This is a genomic window from endosymbiont of Riftia pachyptila (vent Ph05) (assembly GCF_000224455.1).
Taxonomy (GTDB): domain Bacteria; phylum Pseudomonadota; class Gammaproteobacteria; order Chromatiales; family Chromatiaceae; genus Endoriftia; species Endoriftia persephonae.
On the sequence record NZ_AFOC01000005.1, the window covers coordinates 25,070 to 42,564 of the forward strand.

The following is a 17,495-nucleotide window of genomic DNA, read 5'->3' on the forward strand; positions in this document are numbered from 1 at the left end:
GTTGTTGGGTGGAGGCTCATAATTAACGCTGGAACAGTGTGATGAAACGTACATTTCAACCTAGCAACCTGAAACGCGTCCGTACCCATGGTTTTCGTACGCGAATGGCTACGCAAAACGGCCGTAAAGTAATAAAGGCTCGTCGCTCCAAGGGACGTGCTCGTCTTATCCCTTGAAGCAGATTCAGCTTCGTCGACTGTTTTGTTGGCGCTGCCACGCAATTGCAGACTGCTAAAGCCCGGTGATTTTCGCCGGGTTTTTAGTAGTGGCAAAAGATCTGCAGACGTCTATTTTACCGTCCTTGCAAGGAATAACGGCTTGGGGCGTGCACGGCTTGGCTTAGCGATCTCAAAGAAGAGATGTCGTCGTGCAGTTGACAGAAACCATCTAAAGCGGCTTATAAGAGAGAGTTTTCGGGAGAGTCAGACTCTCTTATCGGGCATGGATATCGTTGTACTTAACAAGCGCTTCATACCAGAGACAAGGAATCGCCGCTATTTTGTGTCACTTTCGAAGCACTGGCGAGTATTGATAGAGAAATGCGGTCAATCATCACCTTTCTGATTCGCATCTACCAGGTTGCTTTAAGTCCGTTTCTCGGCAATCATTGTCGTTTTTACCCCAGTTGCTCCTCATACGCCGTTGAAGCTGTGCAAAAACATGGCACCTTGTACGGTTTATGGCTCTCTATTAAGCGGATATCACGATGCCATCCTTGGCATGAAGGTGGTGTCGATCCCGTTCCTGAATCAGTTAATAAGAAGTTCCATGGATAACAAAAGACTTTTCCTGTCTTTCATTGCTGCGTTTTTGGGATTGATGATCTATCAGGCCTGGATGGACGATTATGGGGCAAAACCTACCGTAGAGTCGATTCCACGCACCACAGAATCGGTACCCTCAGCCACCTTGGACGATTCTGGAGTTCCCACTGCATCAGTAAAAGCCGAATTATCTGCGACAACATCGAGCGATGATCAGGCTGGATCAACAGTGGCAGATATTGTCTATGTAGAGACTGACCTTGTTAAAGCGGAAATCTCAACACGTGGCGGAACAATTCAGCGGTTAGAGCTACTCGATTATGCAGTAGACAACAAAAAACCCGATGTGAAGGTTCAACTCTTCTCGCCTGCAGCGGATACCTTCTATATAGCCCAGTCCGGCCTGCTCGGTGTTAACCCTGAAAGCGCACCGAATCACGATGCTATTTATAAGATCGACCAGCAATCCTTCAAGTTAACTGAGGGAGAAGATGAGCTAAAGGTTTCCATGCTCTGGAGTGGTCCGAACGGCATTACCGTAAAGAAGGAGTTTATCTTTCATCGTGGAAGCTATCTTATTGATGTTAGGCATCAGGTGGTAAATGGCGGAGAGGAGTCCTGGACAGCCAGGGACTACTCGCAACTGCAACGCACTGAGCCGACTGAAGGCAGCAGATTTACCACCTACAGCTACACTGGCGGTGTTTACTACACGATTGATGATAAATACAGCAAGATCACTTTCGAGGAAATGGCTGAAAAGAGCCTCAACCTAGACTCAGCAGAAAGCTGGACTGCGATGATTCAGCACTATTTCGTTAGTGCATGGATCCCACCGGCAGAACAAATCGAGCATTTCTATAGTAATAGCTTGCCCGGCGGACGGTATCTGCTCGGAAGCTATTCGCCTTCCACAACTGTTGCTGCGGGAGAGACTCGGTCATTTGACAGAAAACTGTTTGTCGGTCCCAAACTTCAGGATGTGCTGGAGCCCATCGCAAAAGGCTTGGAACTGACTGTCGACTACGGTTGGTTGACAGTGATCGCCGTACCGATTCACTGGGTGCTGAAGCAGATCCACCAGGTGGTGGGTAACTGGGGCTGGGCGATAATTATTCTAACTATCCTTATCAAGGCGATCTTCTACAAACTTTCAGAGACCAGCTACAAATCGATGGCGAATATGCGCAAGTTGACGCCACGATTGCAGGCCCTGAAGGACCGCTACGGTGATGATAAGCAGCGCCTCAACCAGGCAATGATGGACCTCTACAAGACAGAGAAGGTCAATCCACTAGGAGGCTGTCTGCCTATCGTGGTGCAGATCCCTGTGTTTATCGCCCTCTACTGGGTACTGCTGGAGAGTGTCGAGATGCGCCACGCACCCTTCATGCTGTGGATCGATAACCTCTCAGCCAAAGACCCCTACTTCGTGCTGCCGCTGATCATGGGTGTCTCCATGTTCATCCAGCAGAAACTCAACCCGGCGCCACCTGACCCGATGCAGGCGAAAATTATGATGAGCCTGCCTTTCATCTTCACCATCTTTTTTGCCTTCTTCCCGGCCGGACTAGTGCTCTACTGGGTGGTGAACAACATTGTCTCGATCACCCAGCAGTGGTACATCACACGCAAGATCGAACAGGGCGGAAGTTAACTCGTCCAGTTGCATCATCATAATGCAACCGCGAGACACCATTGCAGCGGTTGCCACCCCACCCGGTAGTGGTGGGGTCGGCATCGTGCGCGTCTCAGGAGCAGACTGCAAACGGGTTGCCGAGGCCCTGGCAGGCAAACTGCCGCAACCTCGTCTTGCCAGCTACCGTCCCTTCCATGATCAGGACGGTTCGGTAATCGATACCGGCATCCTGCTCTATTTTCCCGCCCCCCACTCCTTCACTGGCGAGGATGTGCTTGAGTTTCAGGCCCACGGCGGTGCGGTGATCCTCGACCTGCTCCTGCAGCGCATCCTCGATCTAGGCATACGCCCGGCACGCGCTGGTGAGTTTACCGAGCGCGCCTTTCTCAATGGAAAGATCGATCTGGCCCAGGCTGAGGCAGTGGCCGACCTAATCGAAGCACGTACTGTATCGGCTGCACGGCTGGCAGGCCGCACCCTACAAGGTGTCTTCTCTGAGCGTGTCCACGCCTTAGTGGAACAACTGATCGAATTACGAATCTATGTCGAATCGGCCATCGACTTCCCGGAAGAGGAGATCGATTTTCTCTCCGATGGCCGGGTTGCAAACGATCTCAAAACCCTCACCGAGCAGCTGGCGCAGTTAATCCAGTCGGCCAATACTGGACGCCTGCTGCGTGACGGCATGACCCTGGTGATCGCCGGCCGCCCCAACGCTGGTAAATCGAGTCTGCTGAACCAGTTGTCGGGGGAGGAGCGGGCAATCGTCACCGATATTCCAGGTACCACCCGTGACCTACTCCGTGAACAGATCCAGATCGATGGCCTGCCGCTCCACATCATCGACACTGCAGGCATCCGCGACAGTGAAGATCCGGTAGAGATCGAAGGCATTCGCCGCGCCCGTCAGGAGATCGAGCAGGCCGACCGGATCCTCTGGATCTTTGACCATCAGACCGACCCTCAACATCTTGAGCTCGACCGCGCTACCCTGCCAGCCGGCGTACCGCTAACCCTGGTACGCAACAAAATCGATCTAACAGAACTCGCTCCATCGATAAAGAGCAATAATGGGATCACCGAACTGGCACTCTCAGCAAAAAGTGGTGCCGGTATGGAGCTGCTCCGGCAGCATCTGAAGCAGAGTGTCGGATTTGGCGAATCGAGTGAGGGTGAGTTCATGGCGCGGCGCCGCCACCTGGATGCACTGCAGCGCGCCGCCACAGCCTTGGAGCGGGGCAACCAGCAGTTCAAGCAATTTACCGCTGGAGAGATCCTCGCCGAAGAGCTGCGTCAGGCCCAGCAGGCATTGAACGAGATCACCGGTGAATTTTGTGCCGACGACCTGTTGGGCCGGATCTTTTCCAGCTTCTGCATCGGCAAATAGTCAACGCTCGCGGCCTGGATGGAAACGCCGCACCTGCTGGAAAAAGCGTGCGTTTGAGGTGTCTCGCGTATGCGGTTGATAGCGCAAAGCGATATAGAGACGGATTATCTCCATCGTCTGGCTGGCCAGCTCCGGTCGCTGCTGGGCAATCCGTTTCGCAAGATCGAGCGGTCCCTCATTGCGCAGTCGATGGATACCCACACGCTGAAGCTTTCTACAGAAACGCTGATAAGCCTTCAGCACAGGGTCGCTGCCTGCACGGCCCCGGGTAATAATGAACAGCGCAAGTGTCGCCAGCACAATTGCCATCACAGCAAGCAGCAGCTGCATCCACTGGCGCATGCCCCTGAGCTCAATGCCCAGAGAACGCATCAGATTGAACTGACGCGCACGACTGTAGCCCACCACCCAGCGTCGCCAGCCCATGTTAGCCGCGTCCAACGCCAATACCAGCCGGTTGCCCAACTGGCCCAGCAGACTCTGTTCAGAGATACGAAATAACACCGGTTCGCCAATACCCCGCCTGGCGGTTGAGATAGAGCTGAGGAGACGCTCCGGAGCAACCGCTGTGGTTGGATCGATCCGCACCCAACCACTATCCGCCAGCCAGACCTCTACCCAGGCGTGGGCGTCGGACTGGCGCAGGATCAGATAGTTGCCGACCGGATTGTACTCCCCACCGAGATAGCCGATTACCAGCCGGCTCGGTATCCCCGCGATGCGCATCAGTAGAGCGAAGCTACTGGCGTAGTGTTCACAAAATCCCTGGCGTCCCTCAAACAGAAACTGATCCGTAGGGTTTTCTCCGTAGAGGGGTGGATTGAGAGTGTAGACAAAGGGTCTGCTATGAAAGAATTCGAGGGCCGCAGCAATCAACTGTCGATCATCCCCAGCCAGCTTGCGCCAGTCTGCCACCAGCTGTGACATGCGCGGAGTAATGTTGTCGGGCTGTTGCAATGCCCGTGCGAGCTGATGTTCTTTCAACGGGGAGGTTTTGTAGTCGAGATAGGAGCTAAGGCGATAGTTGATCTCTCGATCGACTGCTTTATCGGCAACCAGCTGAAATGTCTCCGTCAGGCGTGCACCGCTGGGGGCGAGTGCAGGGAGGTCGAGAGCAAACAGCCACTTGCGATAGTGGGGCTCGACAAACACCTCGTAATCGATGGCTGGGGCCAGGGGTTGAATAACACCCTTGGCGAGGGGGCGATGCTTGCTCTGTTGATTGTGCCAGCTGATCCCATCGCTATCCCAGAGCACCAACGCCCGCCAGTAGCGCGACTTGGCGGCGGGCAGTTCACCGTCGAAGTGGGCCCGAAAGGCGATTGCCTGGGACTGACTCAGGCGGCTGACACTACCGGGGCTAACATGCTCATCGAGCCCGGTTACACCGCCCGATTTATCGACAAAGAACTGCCACAGGGGGGTGCTGACGCGGGGAAAGAGTAGAAATAGCAACAGCGCCAGCGGTAGCGCCTGCAAGGCAAGCCGTAGCGTAGTACGAACAATCTGCCAGATATCCTCATCCGACTGTAGCCGGTTGCTCAGATTCAGGATCGCAATCAGCCCCAACATCAACAGAAACAGGTAGGCGGCGAGCAGAAAGCTCTGATCGTAGATGAACTGAGTAATGATGACAAAAAAGCTGATATAGACTGCCACATAGATGTCCCTACCCTGTTTCATCTCCATCAGCTTCAAGCCAAGCATCACACAGAGTAGTGCAACCCCGGCCTCCCGACCGAGCAGAGTCTGATAGTTGCTGTAGACCAGCCAGGTTCCAAAGATGGTGATAATCAACAGCAGGAAGCGGCCAGGCTGCAGCCTGGCGTAGGAGTGCGCAGCGAAACGCCACAGCACGATGACGATAAAAAAGAGGCTGACAGCCACCTCCATATGGCGTGCATGGGGCAGTGCACTGAGTGTGGAGAGCAGCAGCAGCGCCAGCAGACTGCGTGAGCCGATCACCCGCTGCAGGGGTTGAGAGCGTATCATCCTGGAAAATCTGCCAGTGCGGTGAGACAGCGCTGCAGCTGCTGCTCACCCCGCCCTATCGGCGAGTAAAAGCCGGGCAGGCACAAACCGTAGTTGAGCTGGCGCTTTTCGCACCATAGAAGATAGCGGGTCAGCAGGCTGAGGCGTACCTCGATATCCATCGCCTCAAGCCGATCCCAGTCAAACAGGTAGTCACCACCCCCCTGGCTGCCAGCAAAGCGTTTGCTCTGCATCCCCTTATCACGCGCATGCACCTTCCAGTCGATGCGAGCGGGCGGGTCGCCAGGCTGATAGCGTCGGTGTCCGATGAAGTCATCAACCCCCTGCCCCTGTGGGCCCCTGCCCTCTCGTTTCAGCAGATGCAGAGCGGAGGGTTCACCCTGTCCGGCGGGCTTCGGATAGACGATGCAGGCTGCATCGAGCGGCAGATAACACCAAGCATAGAAGAGTCCGAGTGGATAGAGGCTGGAGAGAGTCAGTTCGGGCAGCTTGAGCCGACCGCGCTGCGGCGCCGGCAGATCAATTGCATAAGTGTAGTCGCTGGCAGCATCGATAGTAGCGGCCTGCTGTGGCCCCAATTTGAGGCCCAGTCTCACCGCCGGGTGGGGATTGCTATCCGGATTTTGGATTAACAGCTCAAAGCGTGCCATGTTACCGGCAAAGACCGGCCCGCCACGGACGGAGAGAATCTTCAGCTGGAACAGGTTGCGCCAGGTATGAAACAGGCTAACGATCCATATCCCACCGAGGAAGAAGGTCGCCAGATAGCCCAGATTGCTGCCGTAGTTGACCGAGCCGATCAGCATCAGCAGCAACAGCAACGCCATCACCAGCCCCTCCCGACTGGGTAGAATGTAGATGTTGCGCAAGCCAACCTGAAAAGAGCCATCAGATTGTGGTCTGGCCGAACGGCGGATATGAACGCGCCAATAGGCTTTAAGCGAGTGGAACATCGCTCAATCTACTGCCACCGACTCGAGCAGCAGCGAGACAGCGCCACCATCGCCCTCCTCCTCACCGGTCAGGAAGAGACGATGACCGATGGTGGCCGGCAGCACCGCCTGTAGATCTTCCGGCAGCACATGGTTCCTCCCCTCAAGCATCGCCCAGGCCCGTGCCGTCTGCAGCATCGCAAGGCCGGCCCGGGGCGATAGCCCCTGACGAAAGGGCTCGGCACTGCGACTGTAGGCGAGCAGATTCTGGCAGTAGTCGAGCAGCGCCTCGGAGATATGGATCGATGCAACTTGCTGTTGATACGCCTCTAGCTGTTCGGGCGACAGCAGAGGCTGGCTTCGCTCCAGCAGGCTACGCCGATCAATCCCGCTCAGCAGCTGCCGCTCAGCAGCGCGATCGGGATAACCGATGCCGATGCGCATGGTGAAGCGGTCGAGCTGTGACTCCGGCAGCGGGAAGGTGCCGATCTGGTGTGAGGGGTTCTGGGTAGCGATGACAAAAAATGGCTGCGGTAGAGCACGGGTCTCACCCTCCACCGTTACCTGGCGTTCCTCCATCGCCTCCAGCAGGGCACTCTGCGCCTTGGGTGTGGCGCGATTGATCTCATCAGCCAGCACCAGCTGGGAGAAGATCGGACCGGGATGGAAGACAAAATCACTTCGCTGGCGATCATATACAGAGACCCCAAGGATATCCGCCGGCAACAGATCACTAGTGAACTGGATGCGCTGATAGTGCATACCCAGCAGATGGGCCAGGGTGTGGGCCAGAGTGGTCTTGCCGACGCCGGGGATATCCTCGATTAGCAGATGCCCCCGGGCCAGCAGGCAGCAGATCGCGAGGCGGATCCTGTCGCGCTTACCGAGCAGAATCTCACCTGCATGTTCGATAATGCTTTGCAGTTCAGCTGCCATTTCTCTCCATTCTCCATTGCCAAGCTACAGATATTTTCACGTCTGTAGCTGACTGCATCAGCCGATGCATCACTCAATCCACCAACAGAGAGACCACACCCCTGCCTCTCTCATTCTCTCTACCAGACTGAGTGAGTCCTTAACCATTGCACAGTCTTCAACAACTCGTGGATGTCTGTGCAAACCTATTAAGAACCCCTTCAAGTTACTGTGGATATCCTATTGGCGGAAGATTAAACAAAAGTTATTCACATTTTATAAACGAAACATCCTAGTGATCATAACTTGTTGTCGTAAGGGATTTAGGTGAAAAAACCAATATACAACAATAAGTTAATTAGTTATCCACAATAGTTGCCCTGCCTTATAACAACAATAATGCCTATACAAATACCTTTTATAATTACGCTTGTTCGAACTTATGGGTTGTAACACCAAAAATTTCCCTAGCGAACTAATGTGCCAAGGCCTCTTCCTCAGCTTGAGATATCTTCGATCAGCAAATGGCCTTTAGAGTGCAAACGACAGAGTTCAAGGCAGATCCCGCCATGCTTACCGAGTAGAATCTCACCTGCCTATCGGAAGCCATTTCCCTCGGTTCCCCTTTGTATTGCTGTAGTGCTTGGTGAGACTGCTAAAATAGCCCTCTCTTTTCAGATTCTGATCATGCAAAATGTTCTTCACCGAGACCTTTGATGTCATTGTAGTGGGTGGCGGTCATGCCGGTACTGAAGCCGCACTGGCTGCAGCCCGTATGGGCGCACGTACCCTGCTGCTGACCCACAATATCGAGACCCTGGGACAGATGAGTTGCAATCCGGCTATCGGCGGCATCGGCAAGGGGCATCTGGTGAAGGAGGTCGATGCCTTAGGCGGCGTGATGGCCCATGCCACCGATCTGGGTGGTATCCAGTTTCGCATCCTCAACTCACGCAAGGGGCCGGCAGTACGCGCGACCCGCGCCCAAGCGGATCGGTTGCGTTATAAGGCGGCAATCCGTCATACGTTGGAGAACCAGCCCAATCTGCAGCTATTTCAGCAGGCAGTGGATGACCTGTTGGTGGAGCAGAACCGGGTAGTTGGTGTAACCACCCAGATGGGACTCAAGTTTCGTAGTCGCGCGGTGGTGCTGACCGTCGGTACCTTCCTTAGCGGCCGCATCCACATTGGTCTTTCCAACCACCAGGGCGGACGCGCAGGCGATCCGCCTGCCAATGCCCTTGCCCAGCGACTGCGTGAACAGCCCTTCACAGTGGAGCGTCTCAAGACCGGCACGCCACCGCGCATCGATGGTCGTACTATTGACTACAGCCAGCTAAAGGAGCAGCCAGGCGACCATCCGACGCCTGTCTTTTCATTTCTTGGCACCGCAGACCAACACCCTCCTCAGATCAGCTGCCACATCGCCCACACCAACGCACAAACCCATGAGCTGATCCGTGGCGGTATGTCGCGTTCGCCGCTCTTCACCGGAGTGATCGAAGGGACCGGCCCGCGCTACTGCCCATCGATCGAAGACAAGGTGGTGCGCTTTGCCGACAAGGATTCGCACCAGATCTTCATCGAACCTGAAGGGCTTGATACCCACGAGGTCTACCCCAACGGTATCTCCACCAGTCTACCGTTTGACGTGCAACTACAGCTGGTGCGCTCAATGAAGGGGTTTGCCAAGGCCCACATCACTCGGCCTGGCTATGCTATCGAGTATGATTTTTTCGACCCGCGGGAGCTAAAGAGCTCGCTCGAGACCAACCATATAGCCGGGCTCTTTTTCGCCGGTCAGATCAACGGCACCACCGGTTACGAAGAGGCCGCCGCCCAAGGGCTGCTGGCCGGGGCAAACGCGGTGCTCTCTTTCAGACAACAGGAGGCCTGGTGCCCACGCAGGGATGAGGCTTATCTTGGGGTACTGGTGGATGACCTGATCACCCGCGGTACCAGTGAGCCCTACCGCATGTTCACCAGCCGCGCCGAGTATCGTCTATTGCTGCGCGAGGACAACGCGGATCTGCGTCTCACCGAGCAGGGGCGAAAGCTGGGCCTGGTTGACGATCACCGCTGGGCCACTTTCTGCCGCAAAAGGGAGTTGCTGGAACGGGAGCAGCAGCGTCTGCGTGAACTCTGGTTGCACCCAAACCGGCTCGATCCGCAGCAAGAGGAGCGGGCGCTGGGGCAGCGATTGTCAAGGGAGGTCCGCCTGCTTGATCTGCTAGCACGGCCAGAGGTGCGCTATGCTGATCTGATGGATTTGCCCGGTCTGGGCCCTGCAGTGGTGGATCCACAGGTCTGTGAACAGCTGGAGATCCAGGCCAAATATGCCGGCTATATCGAGCGCCAGCGGGATGAGATTGAGCGCCAACGTAACAACGAGGCGGTGCAGCTACCGCACGATTTTGACTACGATAAGGTGCGTGGCCTCTCCGCCGAGGTGCGAGAGAAGTTCCAGCGCCATCGCCCCGAGACCCTTGGCCAGGCAGGGCGCATACCCGGCATCACCCCGGCGGCGCTCTCGCTGCTACTAATCCATCTGAAGCGGAGATCCGCCTGATGCCTTGGAAAAAGCGCGAACAACGCTACGCCCAGCAGCTGGCGCAAGGGATTGCAGCACTCGGCATGCAACAGGATCAACATGTAAGTGATCAGTTACTTCACTATCATGCCTTGCTGCATAAGTGGAATCAGGCATTTAACCTTACCGCAGTTCGGGATCCGCTGGAGATGATCGACAGACATCTGCTCGACAGCCTCTCATTGCTCCCCTATGTAGAGGGCAAACGGGTGCTGGATATGGGCACAGGTGCGGGTTTGCCGGGCATCCCGCTGGCGATCTGCCTGCCCCAGACCCAGTTCGTGCTGCTGGATAGCAACGGTAAAAAGATTCGTTTTGTGCGCCAGGCGATGATGGAGTTGGGGCTGCAGAATGTGGAACCGGTTCAGGCCAGGCTCGAGGCCTATCAGCCGGTTGAACCGTTTGATCTGTTGATCTCCCGCGCCTTCACTGGTCTCGCCAATATGCTCAAACTGATTGAACATCTGGTGCAGCCGGGAAGCAGCCTGTTGGCGATGAAGGGGAAGAATCTGCAACAGGAGCTGGCGACGCTGCCAGCTGGTATCGAGCCTGAGCTGATCCGGCTACCACAGACGATCTCCACAGAGGCGGGATCGATCGTGCGGATACGATTCGAATGAAATAAATCGGGATGATCCCGTTGCTCAGGAGGAACGTCTGCCACGCAGTGTGGAGTGAGTGGCAGTGGAGTTCTCGTCTCGGCTGAATTGATGCCAGCGCCGGTAGAGCAGCAAGATTATGGTAGAGATCAGCGAAAAGAGCAGAAAGCCTCGAACCGCGGGATTGGACTCCGTCTGGTCCAGGCTAAAGTTGGCGGGCGTTGTCTGAGTCATGGAGAGGAACGAGCTTGAAGCGCCTGCTGGTTGGTTTGAGTCTGAGTGCAACAGGCTCGATATCCGCAGCAACATCATCTGCTCAGATGTCGGTGAGTTGAATATCTGAGCTGTCGGCACATCGGCCAATAGTATGCCAGGGCCGGTGAGCAGCAGCAGAACAGCGATCAACATGGACCTACAGGCGGGCTTTCTCATTGCGGCTGGATCCTCAATAAAGTGGCATGCACCGCCAGATCGACTGGTATAGTTGAAGGCTTAGCGCTTTGAGAATCTATTTCGTTTTGGGATGTTTTATAGATGAAAAACTGTTCTGGATAGGTGTTTGTGGCGATATTTTCGAGAGAATCGGCAGTTTTTCCCGATTGACTGCTGGTGGCAGGTACCACATTCGCTCCCCTGCCGTTATCATTAGCCGCCTTGTCGTTCAATCCCTTTCCATCGAGTGAGCAACCAAAATGGGCCATGTAATCACCATCGCAAACCAAAAAGGTGGCGTTGGCAAGACGACCACTGCGGTCAATCTCGCGGCAGGCCTGGCCAGCTATAACAAGCGGGTGTTGCTGATCGACCTGGATCCCCAGGGCAATGCCAGCATGGGTTGTGGGATAGATAAACATCAGCTGAAGAAATCGAGCTGTGATGTGTTGCTGGGGGACGCCAAGCTAAATGAAGCGGTGCTGGCGGCTCCCGATTCGGGCTTTGATGTGTTACCCGCGAATGGGGATTTGACTGCAGCAGAGGTTGGCCTGATGAGCGCCACGCTCAGAGAAAAACGGCTACGGTTGGCGTTATCCAGTACCCAGGAGAATTACGATTTCATCATCATCGACTGCCCGCCCTCGCTGAATATGCTCACGGTGAATGCGTTGGTGGCAGCCGACGGGGTACTGATCCCGATCCAGACTGAATACTACGCATTGGAAGGTTTGTCGGCGCTGATGGGCACGGTGAACCAGATTCAGGAGCATCTCAACCACGATCTACGTATCGAAGGGATAGTGCGCACCATGCACGATCCGCGCAACAATCTTGCGGTGGATGTATCGAACCAGCTTACAGGTCATTTCAGCTCAAGCGTTTTCGAGACCATCATCCCGCGCAACGTGCGGGTGGCCGAAGCGCCGAGTCATGGTAAGCCGGTTTTGCGTTATGATAGCGCCTCCCGCGGCGCGAGGGCCTATCTAGCGCTGGCTGCCGAGCTGCTGGGGCGCCACCATGTGGCGGTAAGTGCATAACCTTCCCCGAAACGGATAGATCGATGGTGACAAAAAAACGCGGCCTAGGCAGAGGGCTCGACGCACTTCTCGGCGGCATGACTCCGCTTGGAGACAACGGCTCGACAGCTTCCGCGGACTCAACCAGCGTTATCGAGAACCTGCAGCGACTGCCGCTCGATCTGATCCAGCGGGGCCGTTACCAGCCACGCCGGGAGTTTGATCCCGACAGTCTGCGTGAACTAGCCGATTCTATCGCTGCCCAGGGGGTGATTCAGCCGGTGGTGGTGCGTCCGGTGGAGAGTGGGCGCTATGAGTTGATCGCGGGCGAGCGCCGCTGGCGCGCCTCGCAACAGGCTGGGCTGGATGAGATCCCGGTGGTGATCAAAGAGGTCACCGAACAGGCGGCGATGGCGATCGGCCTGATCGAGAATATCCAGCGTGAAGACCTCAATCCGCTAGAGGAGGCAAATGCCCTGAGCCGGCTACTGCTGGAGTTCGATCTGACCCACCAAGAGGTGGCTAAGGCGGTGGGCAAATCTCGCACCACTGTTACCAACCTGTTGCGCCTGCTGGACCTTAAAGAGGACGTAAAAGCTCTGGTTGAAACGGGCCGGATCGAGATGGGCCATGCACGGGCGCTGTTAGGATTAAAGGGTGAACAGCAGAGCGAGGCCGGCCAGCTGGTGGTCTCCCGCGGGCTTACCGTGAGAGAGACTGAGCGGCTTGTGCGCAAGTTGCAGGAGCAGGGTGAAAAACCTGCCAAGCCGATCGCTGCTGAGCAGGACCCGAATGTGAAGCGTCTGCTGAATGATCTGACCGAGCGATTGGGGGCGAAGGTTGATATCAAGCAGAGCGCCAAAGGCAAGGGCAAGCTAGTCATTGCCTACAATAGCCTGGATGAGCTGGAAGGCATTCTGGCGCATATTAAATAGATTTATCATGATATTTCATGATATTTGACAGTATATTCTGAAGCCCCTATAGTCCACGCCACTTTGCGATGTGGCTGGAGAGGGCCGGGGTCTGGAGTGCGGACTATCGGTGATAATAGCCAGATACGCAGGATCATCCTGATACAGATGGGGTTCTCTCTGTTGCTGGCGCTGGTACTATTTCTGTTTGGAAAAGTCCATGCTTGGTCAGCATTGACAGGTGGCTTAATCGCCACGTTTGCGAACGCCTTCTCAGCGAGTAGGATTTTTGTGCACTACCGCGCACAAGAATCGAGTAAGATACTCGCCCGGATATATGGAACAGAGTTACAGAAACTCCTCTTGACGGGGATGATGTTCGCGGCCGCGGTCATTTTGGTTGATCCTCTGAATATCGCTGTAGTGCTCGGGGCATACCTATTCGTACAGGTGCTGATCCCCCTTTTGGTGTTAACATTTTCTGATCACGTGTAGCCAAGGTTAAAAAGAACATGGCAGGCGAAACCCTGACTTCTGGTGAGTACATCAAACACCATCTGACCAATCTGACCTATGGTCAGCATGCTGATGGTTCCTGGGGCATTGCCCACAGCGCAGCAGAGGCCAAGGAGATGGGCTTCTGGGCGATTCATCTGGATACCATGTTCTGGTCGATCGGCTTGGGTGTGCTCTTCCTCTACTTTTTCAAAAAAGCAGCCGATGCAGCGACCGCCGGTATTCCCGGTGGACTGCAGAACTTTGTTGAATGGATAGTCGAGTTTATCGACACTAGCGTACGCGGCTCCTTTCGTTCGAAGAACGACATGGTTGCGCCGCTGGCGCTGACAATCTTTGTCTGGATCTTTCTGCAGAATCTGATGGATCTGGTGCCGGTAGATCTGATCCCCTGGTTCACCAATCTGCTCGGCATCCACTTTATGAAAGTTGTGCCATCGACCGATCCCAATGCCACTTTTGGTATGGCTATCGGCGTCTTCACTCTGGTGATCTTCTACACCATCAAGATTAAAGGGGTTGGCGGTTTTGTCGGTGAACTGACGCTACAACCCTTCTCGTCGAAGAATCCAGCCGTCAATGCGCTGTTCATCCCGATCAACTTCATCCTCGAATTTGTCAGCCTGATCGCCAAGCCGATCTCTCTCGCACTGCGACTCTTCGGTAACATGTACGCTGGTGAGATGATCTTCATCCTCATTGCCATTATGTACAATGCTGGCGTTATGTTCGGCCTGTTTGGCGGTGCACTGCAACTTGGCTGGGCTATCTTCCATATCCTGATCATCACGCTGCAGGCGTTCATCTTTATGACCCTGACCATTGTCTATCTAGATATGGCGCATAACGAACACTGATTTCTTTTCAATATTTCCATTATTTGATTCGATAAACGGGAGACCAAAATGGAACAAGCACTGCTGTACATTGCCGGCGCAATAATGATGGGCCTGGGTGCTCTGGGTGCCGCTGTAGGCATCGGCGTACTCGGTGGCCGCTTTCTCGAGGGTGCGGCTCGTCAGCCCGAACTTATTCCCATGCTGCGTACCCAGTTCTTCATCGTGATGGGTCTGGTTGATGCCGTGCCCATGATCGCTGTGGGTCTGGCCATGTACGTACTGTTCGCGGTTGCCGGGTAATCTGGGCTGACTGTCGAACGGAATATCCTCTCGTCACAACCGAGGTAATTCCGGGATGAACATCAATCTGACTCTATTTGGTCAGCTCATCTCTTTCATGGTGTTTGTGTGGTTCACGATGAAATACGTGTGGACCCCGATGATGGGCGCACTCGATGCCCGCAAGAAAGAGATTGCCAGCGGCCTTGCCGCCGCTGAGCGTGGTCAGCACGAGCAGGAGCTTGCTCAGGAACGTGCCAAGGGTGCGCTACACGAAGCCAAGAGCCAGGCGGCTGAAATCGTCACCCAGGCGCAAAAGCGTGCTGCCGAGATCGTCGACGAGGCGAAAGAAAATGCGCGCATCGAAGGTGATCGTATCCTGACCGCGGCACAGGCGGAGATCGAGCAGGAGACCAACCGTGCCCGTGAGCAGTTGCGGGAAAAGGTTGCCGAACTGGCGGTGGCTGGTGCGGAGAAGATCCTGCGCAAAGAGATCAACGCTGATGCCCATAAGGACATCGTTGAAGCCCTGGCTAAAGAGATATAAAGGCTATGGCAGGAGACGCTAGCACAATCGCCCGACCCTACGCTGAGGCGGTGTTCGATCACGCAGAAGAGAAGGGTAACCTCGACCTCTGGTCCGACATGCTCTCTTTCCTTACCGCTGTGGTGGAAGAGCCCACCCTGGCAGCTGTTATCCGTGACCCGATGTTTGAGCGTGCACAGCTCACCGACCTAATGTTGGAGATCAGCGGTGGCCGGCTCAACGAAGAGGGCGCAAATTTGGTGAAGCTGCTGGTCGAGAATGGCCGCCTGCTTGTGGTGCCGGAAATTACGGCCATGTTTGAGCAGCTGAAGGCCGAGAGCCAGCGCATGCTGAAAGTGCATGTACGTTCTGCATACGTGCTTAAGCCGGCCCAGGAAAAGCAGATAGCCGCAGCCCTCAAAGCCAAGCTCGGGCGCGACGTCACCGTCACCAGCGAGAAAGACCCGGAACTGATTGGCGGAGTCCACATCCGCGCAGGTGATCTGGTCATCGACGGCTCAGTGCGCGGGCAACTGCAGCAACTGGCGAACGAATTGGGAATCTAAGCGAGAAGCCATCATGCAACTCAATCCATCCGAGATCAGCGAACTGATCAAAAATAAGATCGAGAAATTCGATCTCAAGACCGAGGCCCGTAACGAGGGCACGATCATCAGTCTCACCGACGGTATCGCCCGAATTCATGGCCTCGAGGACGTGATGTCCTATGAGATGCTGGAATTCCCGGGCAACACCTATGGCCTGGCCCTCAACCTGGAGCGCGACTCCGTGGGTGCTGTGGTGCTGGGTGACTACAAGCACCTCTCTGAAGGTGATTCAGTCAAATGCACAGGTCGCGTTCTCGAGGTGCCGGTAGGTGAAGGCCTGCTGGGGCGCGTGGTGGACTCCCTGGGTAACCCGCTTGACGGTAAGGGCGAGATCAAGGCATCCGCTAGCGCCACCATCGAAAAGGTGGCTCCTGGCGTTATCGAGCGTAAGTCGGTTGACCAGCCGGTGCAGACCGGTATTAAGGCGATCGACGCCATGGTGCCGATTGGTCGTGGCCAGCGTGAGCTGATTATTGGTGACCGCCAGACCGGCAAGTCTGCGGTGGCTATCGACGCCATCATCAATCAGAAAGGCACCGGCGTTAAGTGTATCTACGTGGCGGTTGGGCAGAAAAATTCGACTATCGCGCAGGTGGTGCGAAAGCTGGAGGAGCATGGCGCGCTGGAACACACCATCATTGTCGCCGCCCCCGCTGCCGACTCCGCCGCGATGCAGTTCCTGGCCCCCTACGCCGGCTGCACCATGGGCGAGTACTTTCGCGACAAGGGCGAAGATGCGCTGATCGTTTACGATGATCTGACCAAGCAGGCTTGGGCTTATCGCCAGGTTTCTTTGCTGCTGCGTCGTCCACCAGGTCGTGAAGCCTATCCTGGCGATGTGTTCTATCTGCACTCCCGTCTGCTAGAACGCGCGGCGCGGGTCAATGCCGATTTCGTTGAAAAGGCCACTAACGGTAAAGTCAAAGGCAAGACCGGCTCCCTGACTGCGCTGCCGATCATCGAGACCCAGGCTGGTGACGTATCCGCTTTCGTACCGACCAACGTGATATCCATCACCGATGGCCAGATCTTCCTTGAGGCGGATCTGTTCAACTCCGGTATCCGCCCGGCGATCAACGCCGGCCTGTCGGTTTCCCGTGTGGGTGGCTCGGCGCAGACCAAGATCATCAAGAAGCTCGGCGGTGGTGTGCGTCTAGCCTTGGCCCAGTATCGTGAACTGGCGGCTTTCTCCCAGTTTGCCTCCGATCTAGACGAGGCAACCCGGGCCCAGCTGGAGCGCGGAGCCCGCGTCACCGAGCTGATGAAGCAGAAACAGTACTCCCCACTGAGCATCGCAGAGATGGCGGTTTCCCTGTTCGCGGCCAACGAAGGCTTCCTGGACGATGTTGAGACCAGCAAGATTGTCGACTTCGAAGCGGCACTGCATGGCTACATGAGGAGCAGCCAGAAAGCGCTCCTGGATAAGATCGATGAGTCCGGTGACTACAACCCTGAGATTGAGCAGGCGCTGAAGAGTGCGCTGGATGATTTCAAGGCAAACCACACCTGGTAACTGCGATAATCGTTAGTTCGACCTAATTAGG

20 protein-coding genes are annotated in these 17,495 nt (G+C 55.6%); 15 read left to right on the forward strand and 5 right to left on the reverse strand.

Features of this window, described 5'->3' with window-relative positions; genetic code table 11:
• The first annotated feature begins 41 nt into the window (after window positions 1-41).
• Genes rpmH through mnmE form a run of 5 tightly spaced genes read left to right on the forward strand, consistent with a single transcriptional unit; the run spans window position 42 to window position 3,790 of the window.
• Window positions 42-176 (forward strand): 50S ribosomal protein L34, encoded by a 135-nt coding sequence (gene rpmH, locus RIFP1SYM_RS16760; protein WP_081417680.1) that lies wholly within the window; start codon window positions 42-44, stop codon window positions 174-176.
• A complete protein-coding gene (rnpA, locus tag RIFP1SYM_RS16765) occupies window positions 157-564 on the forward strand; it encodes a ribonuclease P protein component (RefSeq protein WP_005958816.1) in 408 nt (135 codons plus the stop codon). The genes rpmH and rnpA overlap by 20 nt, the downstream gene beginning before the upstream one ends.
• Window positions 540-776 (forward strand): membrane protein insertion efficiency factor YidD, encoded by a 237-nt coding sequence (gene yidD / locus RIFP1SYM_RS16770; RefSeq protein ID WP_006474993.1) that lies wholly within the window; start codon window positions 540-542, stop codon window positions 774-776. Before rnpA ends, yidD begins: the two co-directional genes overlap by 25 nt.
• Window positions 769-2,421, forward strand: a complete 1,653-nt coding sequence (gene yidC, locus RIFP1SYM_RS01485) for a membrane protein insertase YidC (protein ID WP_039959545.1) — start codon at window positions 769-771, stop codon at window positions 2,419-2,421. Before yidD ends, yidC begins: the two co-directional genes overlap by 8 nt.
• A gap of 22 nt (window positions 2,422-2,443) precedes the next feature.
• Window positions 2,444-3,790, forward strand: coding sequence for a tRNA uridine-5-carboxymethylaminomethyl(34) synthesis GTPase MnmE (gene mnmE / locus RIFP1SYM_RS01490; protein ID WP_039959535.1), 1,347 nt, complete (start codon window positions 2,444-2,446; stop codon window positions 3,788-3,790).
• On the opposite strand, the gene RIFP1SYM_RS01495 is transcribed toward mnmE, so the two are convergent.
• Genes RIFP1SYM_RS01495 through RIFP1SYM_RS01505 form a run of 3 tightly spaced genes read right to left on the reverse strand, consistent with a single transcriptional unit; the run spans window position 3,791 to window position 7,650 of the window.
• Window positions 3,791-5,782: a transglutaminase TgpA family protein gene (locus RIFP1SYM_RS01495; RefSeq protein ID WP_005958822.1), complete on the reverse strand. Its 1,992-nt coding sequence runs from the start codon at window positions 5,780-5,782 to the stop codon at window positions 3,791-3,793.
• Window positions 5,779-6,735, reverse strand: coding sequence for a DUF58 domain-containing protein (locus RIFP1SYM_RS01500; protein ID WP_005958824.1), 957 nt, complete (start codon window positions 6,733-6,735; stop codon window positions 5,779-5,781). Before RIFP1SYM_RS01500 ends, RIFP1SYM_RS01495 begins: the two co-directional genes overlap by 4 nt.
• A gap of 3 nt (window positions 6,736-6,738) precedes the next feature.
• Window positions 6,739-7,650 (reverse strand): AAA family ATPase, encoded by a 912-nt coding sequence (locus tag RIFP1SYM_RS01505; protein ID WP_005958825.1) that lies wholly within the window; start codon window positions 7,648-7,650, stop codon window positions 6,739-6,741.
• Between the two features lie 673 nt (window positions 7,651-8,323).
• Between RIFP1SYM_RS01505 and mnmG the strand changes: the two genes are divergently transcribed.
• Complete coding sequence (mnmG, locus tag RIFP1SYM_RS01510; protein WP_005958827.1) at window positions 8,324-10,198, forward strand: tRNA uridine-5-carboxymethylaminomethyl(34) synthesis enzyme MnmG; 1,875 nt, start codon at window positions 8,324-8,326, stop codon at window positions 10,196-10,198.
• Complete coding sequence (gene rsmG / locus RIFP1SYM_RS01515; RefSeq protein ID WP_005958829.1) at window positions 10,198-10,839, forward strand: 16S rRNA (guanine(527)-N(7))-methyltransferase RsmG; 642 nt, start codon at window positions 10,198-10,200, stop codon at window positions 10,837-10,839. Before mnmG ends, rsmG begins: the two co-directional genes overlap by 1 nt.
• 24 nt (window positions 10,840-10,863) lie before the next feature.
• On the opposite strand, the gene RIFP1SYM_RS01520 is transcribed toward rsmG, so the two are convergent.
• Together RIFP1SYM_RS01520 and RIFP1SYM_RS17275 are read right to left on the reverse strand one after the other, a co-directional pair.
• Entirely contained in the window at window positions 10,864-11,226 is a 363-nt protein-coding gene (locus RIFP1SYM_RS01520; protein WP_039959538.1) for a hypothetical protein, read from the reverse strand.
• A gap of 20 nt (window positions 11,227-11,246) precedes the next feature.
• A complete protein-coding gene (locus RIFP1SYM_RS17275) occupies window positions 11,247-11,483 on the reverse strand; it encodes a hypothetical protein (protein WP_138921862.1) in 237 nt (78 codons plus the stop codon).
• A gap of 27 nt (window positions 11,484-11,510) precedes the next feature.
• Between RIFP1SYM_RS17275 and RIFP1SYM_RS01525 the strand changes: the two genes are divergently transcribed.
• From RIFP1SYM_RS01525 to atpA, 8 genes are all read left to right on the forward strand, one after another.
• The gene (locus tag RIFP1SYM_RS01525) at window positions 11,511-12,290 is read left to right on the forward strand and encodes a ParA family protein (protein WP_005958833.1); all 780 of its coding nucleotides are present in this window, start codon (window positions 11,511-11,513) and stop codon (window positions 12,288-12,290) included.
• Window positions 12,291-12,313: 23 nt separating this feature from the next.
• The gene (locus RIFP1SYM_RS01530) at window positions 12,314-13,204 is read left to right on the forward strand and encodes a ParB/RepB/Spo0J family partition protein (RefSeq protein ID WP_005958835.1); all 891 of its coding nucleotides are present in this window, start codon (window positions 12,314-12,316) and stop codon (window positions 13,202-13,204) included.
• Window positions 13,205-13,300: 96 nt separating this feature from the next.
• Window positions 13,301-13,678 (forward strand): ATP synthase subunit I, encoded by a 378-nt coding sequence (locus tag RIFP1SYM_RS18945; protein WP_050798687.1) that lies wholly within the window; start codon window positions 13,301-13,303, stop codon window positions 13,676-13,678.
• Window positions 13,679-13,695: 17 nt separating this feature from the next.
• The gene (atpB, locus tag RIFP1SYM_RS01540; protein WP_005958837.1) at window positions 13,696-14,556 is read left to right on the forward strand and encodes a F0F1 ATP synthase subunit A; all 861 of its coding nucleotides are present in this window, start codon (window positions 13,696-13,698) and stop codon (window positions 14,554-14,556) included.
• 48 nt (window positions 14,557-14,604) lie between these two features.
• The gene (atpE, locus tag RIFP1SYM_RS01545; RefSeq protein WP_005958839.1) at window positions 14,605-14,838 is read left to right on the forward strand and encodes a F0F1 ATP synthase subunit C; all 234 of its coding nucleotides are present in this window, start codon (window positions 14,605-14,607) and stop codon (window positions 14,836-14,838) included.
• Window positions 14,839-14,893: 55 nt separating this feature from the next.
• On the forward strand, window positions 14,894-15,364 hold the full coding sequence (locus tag RIFP1SYM_RS01550; protein WP_005958842.1) for a F0F1 ATP synthase subunit B: 471 nt from the start codon (window positions 14,894-14,896) through the stop codon (window positions 15,362-15,364).
• A gap of 5 nt (window positions 15,365-15,369) precedes the next feature.
• Window positions 15,370-15,909: a F0F1 ATP synthase subunit delta gene (locus tag RIFP1SYM_RS01555; RefSeq protein ID WP_005958845.1), complete on the forward strand. Its 540-nt coding sequence runs from the start codon at window positions 15,370-15,372 to the stop codon at window positions 15,907-15,909.
• Between the two features lie 13 nt (window positions 15,910-15,922).
• Window positions 15,923-17,464, forward strand: coding sequence for a F0F1 ATP synthase subunit alpha (gene atpA / locus RIFP1SYM_RS01560; RefSeq protein ID WP_006474998.1), 1,542 nt, complete (start codon window positions 15,923-15,925; stop codon window positions 17,462-17,464).
• The last annotated feature ends 31 nt before the right edge of the window (window positions 17,465-17,495 follow it).